This window comes from Acinetobacter sp. NIPH1876 (assembly GCF_022808535.1).
Classification (GTDB): Bacteria; Pseudomonadota; Gammaproteobacteria; order Pseudomonadales; family Moraxellaceae; genus Acinetobacter; species Acinetobacter higginsii.
Genome location: NZ_JALGBR010000036.1, coordinates 1 through 3984 on the forward strand (window position 1 = coordinate 1; position 3984 = coordinate 3984).

The following is a 3984-nucleotide window of genomic DNA, read 5'->3' on the forward strand; positions in this document are numbered from 1 at the left end:
GTGTCTAATCAACAGGGTTTTCGGTCTCTAAGTACTTTTTAAAGGGAACATCATCGACTCAAATCTCTATTTGCAACAGTGCCATCTATTTCGTACTTCGTACTCATATCTTGAACTGTCTGATCCTGGTCTTGTTTTGTGTATTGTTTATTTCTAATACCATTTCAAATAGAATGAAGCTACAACTTTACATATAACTGTTTAATATGAAAAAGATAGTTTTAGCTTTACTGTTAGCTTGTACTGGTACTTCAGCCTATTCAGAATCAGTATATGAATTAGCTCAAGCTCATTGTAAGAAAGCTGAAACAATAGCTTCTACGGCTCAAACATATAGACAGTTAGGTATGAAGGCTTCTGAAGCTACAGCAAAGCTCATGTCAGTTACAGTTGATATGACTGATCAAGAAGCAAGAGAAAGAGAAGAAAAGCAGATCTTCTTTATTATTCAGGATGCTTATATTGTATCTGTATATCCTACTCAATCATTGAAAAAGCAAGCTATCTCAGATTTTGAAGAACGTCACTACTTAGCATGTAGCCAATCATTTCAGAATAAGATCAATTCTGAAACAAAGAGCGTTCTTCTATCAGATGGAACTATTAACCTTGAATAGCCTAAGCTATTTTTTATAAGGAATATGCCAAACTCTCCACTCATTAACGCCTAATACTTCGTTTGTTGTCTTTTCAAGATCACTAAAATAAACATCGTTATTATCTAAATCTCCCGTTATACAGCTTGAACTAAATCTATGACAATTATTAGAAAATAAAGAATATCCATTATTTTGACCAATTCTAGCTTTAGCTCTATTGGCTATTTTTCTAGATCTAATTGGGTCAGTACCAATACATGAAACATAAATACTCATAGCTGTATTTAAGCCATCTAATCGCTCAAGAAATTGTCTAGGTGTGACGGCTTCAATTCTGCCATTACCATCTAAGTGAACAATTTCTTCATTACCTATGTATATTCCAGAATGCTCCACTACATGAGCTAATCCACAATGAACAATACACCCTTCTAATGGTTTAACCATATCCTTAAATATATTATCTATAGCACTGTCAACAAATTGTCCAATTATAGGAATACCTGTTTTTGTTTTTCTAATAGCAGGTTTAGGCCGATATTTTTTATAACGATTAGGATTCCATCCATCTGTATTATTTATATCACCAAGATCTCCTGCTTTTAACAGAAAGTTTAATGTTTCTTTAAGCATGTTTAAAAATTCTAATAAAATAATAAAATTTAAATCAGACCCGGGTGAGCATCCAGAATACGGATTAACGTCGCTGCAGGGCCAGTCGGATAGCGACGGCCTTGTTCCCAGTTTTGCAGGGTTCTCGCGCTGATATGCAAACGTGCAGCAAATTCAGCCTGGGTTAAGCCTGTTTTCTCACGTACTTCTTTAATATCTGGCAGTTCAAGCTCTGTGACTCGACTTGCCTTTATCTCATTACGTTTGATGGCCCCAGCTTCTTTGATTGAAGCAACCAGGTCATCAAATAAGTTGTTATCCATGAAATTGCTCCTTTACTAATTGACGCAGGATCGAGGTTTCTTTGTCTGTCAGATTATCTTTCACAGACTTTGGATAAGCCACCAAGAAAAATATCTGATCATCTTCTGTGACCCAATAATAGATCACGCGGATACCGCCACTTTTACCCTTATTGCCTTGAGCACAACGTACTTTACGAATTCCTCCACCATTTTTGATTAAGTCACCCTTATCAGGCTGTATCAGGAGATCTTGCTGGAACTGACGATATTCTTCATCAGTGACAAGCTCTCTGATTTGCTTGGTAAAGATACTGGTTTCAATGAATAACATAGATTTAGATACGTCAATGGCGTATAAAAATTTTAGCAGTTTTAATATAGAAAAACGAGAGCCTTAAGCTCTCGTTAATCAGAATTTTGGACTGCCAACACTTGAGTTGCTAAAAGTGGAAATTAAAATCATTATTCTGTTCTGGCGTTAGTGTGAGTTCAGGTTGATTGCTTCGCTCCACAACCTCACGTTCAGGGCCTTTAGGTTGTGGAGAGGTGACAGCATCAATAGTTGATCTGATTTCCTTAAAGTTCTGGATGCATGAAAGATAAGAGGCATTTTCATCCTTAAAATGGCAATTTTGAGGTTTCAAAAGATCGTCACATTTCAAATATCTCAGCATCCTTTCATCATTTTTGATGATCTCTTTAATGAGTTGATAGTCAGATGAATCAAGCATTTTTCTTGCTTGACTGATGTAATCCATCAGTTTTTCTGATTTTTTCTTTATTATATGAATAACATCAAAAGTCCTTTTGTTCTGATATGCGTATTCTTGCTGTCCTGAAAGCTCTCTGTGCGAGATAACGTAATCGCGATAGTAACCATCATATCGTAAGCGACTAAAATCCGTGGCTGGCTTTGGCTTGAGGCGAATATTTGTAATACTCATTTCTAGTTGCTCAAGTTCAAGATTAACTCGTTGCAGGTCATCACTTTTTTCTCGAGCGAATCGACTTGCTCGCTTATCGTCTGCAATTCTTCGTTGTAGTCTTTCGGAGCAGGCATCTGCGATATTTTCAAGAGAGCGCTCTTGATCTCTATTTTTTGGCTGTTCATATCTTTTTGGTATGGAGTCATTTCGACTTGCACAAAATTCCTGAAATTTTCGATTAAATCCTGATTCGTCAAGGCTTGCGTCCATAGCTTCTGATGTTGATTGTTCCAGTTGTTTAATAATTTTTGCTGATATTCCTCCGAAAATTTGCCTTGTTCGAGTTTTAAAAGCTCCAATTTCATCGCTGAAATTAATTTTTTCATCGTTTCGTTCTCTGTTTCCAAGCTGTGGATTTTGTTGTTTAAGCTTTGTTCTAGCTCGTTGTATGAGCTCAAGATAGTCTGTAATGAATCTATTTGTTGACTCAATAATGCGTTTTGTTCCACTAACAATTTGTTTTGTTGATTCAATAAGGCGTTTTGCTCCATTAAATATTGGTCGATCTCGGTCTGCATAACTTATCTCCGTATGCTGTTTAGGTAATTGAGTTGGCTCTGAATTGTTTGTGCGTTCTGTTGAATCATTTCTTTTTGAGCTTGGATGGTTTTTAGGTTTGTACTGCACTGATAGATCGTATAAAAACTGATTAAAATCATCAGCACCCCAAAAACTGTACTCGCCCATGTCATGTGTTTGGCTTTTTGAGAGTTTAATAACGACTGAATTCCGGTCTCTATTAGCTCGCTTTGGCTCTCTTCTATCGCCTGCTTCACTTGGGCCTGGACTTGGGCTTGGATGCTCTTCTGATCTATCGAAATGCTGCCAATTGCTTTGTTGATTTCGGTCTGCAGCGATTCGATGGAGACTGAAAGCCGTTGGAGTTTCGATATATCTGTATTCGATATCTGCTCTTGGATTGCTTTTAACGCTTCTAGATAGTCCCTTGTTGCTTCTTGCAGCACTTCTGGTGATAGATTCCCCACCTCGGTCAAAATCGAGCTTAGATTCGATTCTATGGATCTTGTCGTACCCTCTATCCCGTTTAAAAGGGTGGTACTGTTCATTATAGGCAGCTCGCTTTGCTCGATAAGTTTCTCGAAGTTGATCAGCTTCTCTGAGAGCAGCTGCAAGCTCACGATCAGTTGGTTTATTTGCGTCAGCCTTTCGGAGGCGCTCTGCATAAGCTCCAAGTTCGAAGTTGTCATCGTAAAACGCCCCTTTTAGTCGGTGTTTGTCATTGTTGTTTAGTGTGACTGTTAAATAGTTTTTGCCTGCCTTTACTGACTGCACTCCATTGAGCTGCTTAAGCGCACGGACTATATCTGCTCGGTTTTCTATCTCAATTCCGAGCAGTCGATGGATATGCTCATTTATAAATCTGCGGAACTGACTTTTTTTGGCACTGTTGCAAATAGGCTGACATGATAAGCTAAATATCTTATTTATTTCGAGATACAGCAGATGAATCCCTTCCACGGT

5 protein-coding genes are annotated in these 3984 nt (G+C 37.9%); 1 reads left to right on the forward strand and 4 read right to left on the reverse strand.

The features are described 5' to 3' along the window. Positions 1–206 precede the first annotated feature (206 nt). A complete protein-coding gene (locus tag MN869_RS20205) occupies positions 207–617 on the forward strand; it encodes a hypothetical protein (protein ID WP_243309219.1) in 411 nt (136 codons plus the stop codon). Positions 618–623: 6 nt separating this feature from the next. On the opposite strand, the gene MN869_RS20210 is transcribed toward MN869_RS20205, so the two are convergent. From MN869_RS20210 to MN869_RS20225, 4 genes are all read right to left on the reverse strand, one after another. Next, positions 624–1232 (reverse strand): lecithin retinol acyltransferase family protein, encoded by a 609-nt coding sequence (locus MN869_RS20210; protein WP_243309220.1) that lies wholly within the window; start codon positions 1230–1232, stop codon positions 624–626. Between the two features lie 29 nt (positions 1233–1261). Further along, a complete protein-coding gene (gene nadS, locus MN869_RS20215) occupies positions 1262–1534 on the reverse strand; it encodes a NadS family protein (RefSeq protein WP_000369782.1) in 273 nt (90 codons plus the stop codon). Then, positions 1527–1847 (reverse strand): type II toxin-antitoxin system RelE/ParE family toxin, encoded by a 321-nt coding sequence (locus MN869_RS20220; protein ID WP_179990948.1) that lies wholly within the window; start codon positions 1845–1847, stop codon positions 1527–1529. Before MN869_RS20220 ends, nadS begins: the two co-directional genes overlap by 8 nt. A gap of 109 nt (positions 1848–1956) precedes the next feature. Continuing rightward, positions 1957–3984: hypothetical protein (locus MN869_RS20225; RefSeq protein WP_243309221.1), on the reverse strand; the 2028-nt coding region annotated here is incomplete at its 5' end.

Bases quoted from the DNA above. Each gene is read 5' to 3' on its own strand.
- nadS (WP_000369782.1), bottom strand. From the start codon at position 1,534: ATGGATAACAACTTATTTGATGACCTGGTTGCTTCAATCAAAGAAGCT.
- MN869_RS20220 (WP_179990948.1), bottom strand. From the start codon at position 1,847: ATGTTATTCATTGAAACCAGTATCTTTACCAAGCAAATCAGAGAGCTT.
- MN869_RS20205 (WP_243309219.1), top strand. From the start codon at position 207: ATGAAAAAGATAGTTTTAGCTTTACTGTTAGCTTGTACTGGTACTTCA.
- MN869_RS20210 (WP_243309220.1), bottom strand. From the start codon at position 1,232: ATGCTTAAAGAAACATTAAACTTTCTGTTAAAAGCAGGAGATCTTGGT.